The organism is Catenibacillus scindens, assembly GCF_014202115.1.
Classification (GTDB): Bacteria; Bacillota; Clostridia; order Lachnospirales; family Lachnospiraceae; genus Catenibacillus; species Catenibacillus scindens.
In genome coordinates this window covers 1-2845 of record NZ_JACHFW010000038.1, presented here as the reverse complement: position 1 = coordinate 2845, position 2845 = coordinate 1, and the positions used below count along the sequence as shown (strand labels likewise).

The following is a 2845-nucleotide window of genomic DNA, read 5'->3' as shown; positions in this document are numbered from 1 at the left end:
CATCCTCCAGCTGGACGCTGGCCTGACCATCTACGACAGTAGCTTCTGCCCAAGCTGTCTCTTGAACAGATTGCGCCACCACCGGAATTTCTTCTGCCTCCGGTGCGGCGGCAAATGCCGGCATCGTAAACAATAGGATAGACAGCGCCGACACAAAAATAGTCTGAAACAGTTTCTTCATCTCAACCTCCTGATTGTATCGTGGTATTCAGAGTGACAGCACCGGCGGAATGGTATGTCTCCGGCTCATAGGCCATCACCTTCATGGAAATCGTTGCACCGGACGCAGGGACCGTGTCGAAGGTTACGGCCTGCACATATTCCCCGGGACGGATCAGCCCGGTCTCACCCAGAACAGTTCCATTTTCATCCATTATCCGCAGCTTGAGCCAGACGGTGTTGCTCTCCGGATTGGTGAGCCACACATCCGCCCGGTTGCCTTCCAGCACCACAGCTCCGCATACGGACACCCGGAATACCTGGGCGTCCAGTTCCTGCCATCCAAGCCCGTCCGGCACATCGGGCGTCCCTGATACAGCAGACGCATCGAAGGAGGGCGAGACAAATTCCGACTGGGCGGCAGGAGCGGCGGTATAAAACAAGGCCGCACACATTCCCGCAAGGCACACAAAGCACAATACCGCCAGAATGGGTAATACCGGCTTTTGCCTGGAAGCATTTTGTTTTCCTGTCAAAACGACACCACACTCCTTTCTCTCATGTCTGGACACTGGCTGAGCCAATGCCCGGACATCAGAGGTCAAGGGACGGATTTTTCCTGCCCCTTGACAACTGAAGCTGTTGATTACTCCGCAGCAGCGATGCTTACGGTGATGGTACCGATCTTGCCGCCATTGGCGGTCTGGGCCAGAGAGCCGGTGGGGGTGATGGTGATGGTGGCGCTGGGGGCCTTGGCAAACTCGGTGCCCTCGGCGGTGGCCACGGTGGCTCCGTTGTTGCCGAAGGTCATGCTGGTGGTCTCATAGCCGGGGAGGGCCTCAAAGGAGGCGGTGACGGTGACCGCGGCGTTGGAGTGGTTGATGACGGTGACGGAGGCGTTGCTGTCCGTCCAGGAAGCCTCGGTGCCGCCCTCATACTGGTGGGTCTCCGGGTTCCAGGTACCTTCACCGGTGCCGGTATAAGTAAAGTTCATGTCGGTCCAGGCGATGTCCACGCTGTATACAACAGCGCCGGAGCCGCCGGGTTGATAGGTGCCCTTGACCTCAGCGCTATAGCTGCCCGTGCCGTCCCCGCTTTGTTCGCTTTGAATGGTAAACGAGGTCGCCGGGATGGGGCCGGTTTCATCGGTTCCGGCTTCGATGACCATGCCGACCGCTCCCGAAGTCTCATTGAAAATATCCGCCTCTTCATTCAGCGAATACCCCTCCGCAAGCGCGAGGGAGCCGCCGGAGATCATCAGCGCTCCTGCGGAACCTTCGCAGTCGAGGGAGCCGGTGCCCTTCAGCGTCAGGCTGCTTCCCACACAGTAAATTCCCATTGCATATTCTTCAACGCTCAAGCCATTCATGACGTTTTCGCCCTTCAGCACCAGCGTAATGGCCCGGCCTTCGGCTTGGATTCCAATGCCGCCTTCCGCTTCCGTGTCATACGTCCGGGCAAAGCCGTCCAGCGTCAGCGTGCAGGTGTCTCTATCCCAGGTATATCCCTCGCCGGACGCCGAAGCACCGGAGGTCAGTGTGAGCATTGCCGTGCCCTGCTCGTTTCCCGCTGTATCATAGGCCATATCGCCGATCTGGACCGTTCCCGCGCCGGAGAAGTTGCCCCAATCCGGCTCGGTTCCCGCCGGCAGGTTCAGTGTGCTGTTTTTGTTTACGGTGACCTTGCCGCTGCAGTTCCACTTGGTGGTAACGGTGGCGATGCCCGATACAGTAACCTTCGAACAGGAAAGGGTCCCGACGGTCACAACCGAAGAAACTTGCAGCTCTTTTGCGCTCAGTTCACCGGAGCAGATCAAATAGGCGCTGCCGGACACATCCACCATTCCATCCACGGTGATGGAAGGCGCTGTCAGAGTTGCATTGCTGTCGATCACAATGGGGTTCTCCGAACGGAGCGGCTGATCATAGGTTTTTTTCGCCACCAAAAACCAGGTGCCATCACTTAGCTGCGTCCACCCGTCCTCCTCGCTGGGGGTGGCGTAGTCGGTCTCGCCCTCCCCGTTCAGCAGTGTGGGCGTGCCCGTCTCCAGGCCGTCCGCCAGGGCCGCCGTCGGCAGCAGCGTCAGGCACAGGCACAGGGCACAGAAAATGCTCAAAAGTCGTCTTTTCATACGTTTCCTCCTTTTTTTCAGCAAAAACAGTTCTTCCCCATGACAGGGATGGGCCAGAGCCGCCGGAAATGGTTTTTTCATCCATCTTCCACCTGCACGACCGTATTCAGAGTGACAGCACCGCCGGAGTGGTATGTCTCCGGCTCATAGGCCATCAGCTTCATGGAAATCGCCGTGCCGGGCGCCGGGACCGTGTCAAAGGTGACGGACTGCACATATTCCCCGGGCCGGATCAGCCCGGTCTCACCCAGAACATCCCCATCTTCATCCAGAATCCGCAGCTTGAGCCAAACGTTATTTCCTTCCGGGTTGGTGAGCCACACGTCGGCCTGGCTGCCTTCCAGTACGACAGCCCCGCATACCCCCACCTGGAATGCCTGGGCGTCCAGCTCCTGCCAGCCCAATTCTTCCGGCACATCTGGGATACCGGACACAGCCGATTCCTCAAAAGGCGGCGGGATAAATTCCCCCTGTGCGGGGCTTTGTGTATATACCAGAGCTGCGGCCATCATCGCCAGACACAGCAGGCAGACTATCACCAAAACGGGTACAGCC

4 protein-coding genes are annotated in these 2845 nt (G+C 58.5%); all 4 read right to left on the bottom strand.

Annotated features, from left to right (window positions below):
- Positions 1 to 181: hypothetical protein (locus HNP82_RS17595; RefSeq protein WP_183776804.1), on the bottom strand; the 181-nt coding region annotated here is incomplete at its 3' end.
- Between the two features lies 1 nt (position 182).
- Entirely contained in the window at positions 183 to 695 is a 513-nt protein-coding gene (locus tag HNP82_RS17590) for a hypothetical protein (protein ID WP_183776802.1), read from the bottom strand.
- Between the two features lie 110 nt (positions 696 to 805).
- Positions 806 to 2371, bottom strand: coding sequence for a hypothetical protein (locus HNP82_RS17585; protein WP_183776801.1), 1566 nt, complete (start codon positions 2369 to 2371; stop codon positions 806 to 808).
- Positions 2368 to 2845 (bottom strand): hypothetical protein (locus tag HNP82_RS17580; RefSeq protein ID WP_183776800.1); only part of this gene is annotated, 478 nt, incomplete at its 5' end. The genes HNP82_RS17585 and HNP82_RS17580, both read right to left, overlap by 4 nt.

Coding starts and splice junctions, on each gene's coding strand:
- HNP82_RS17585 (WP_183776801.1), bottom strand. CDS start 2,371: ATGAAAAAACCATTTCCGGCGGCTCTGGCCCATCCCTGTCATGGGGAA.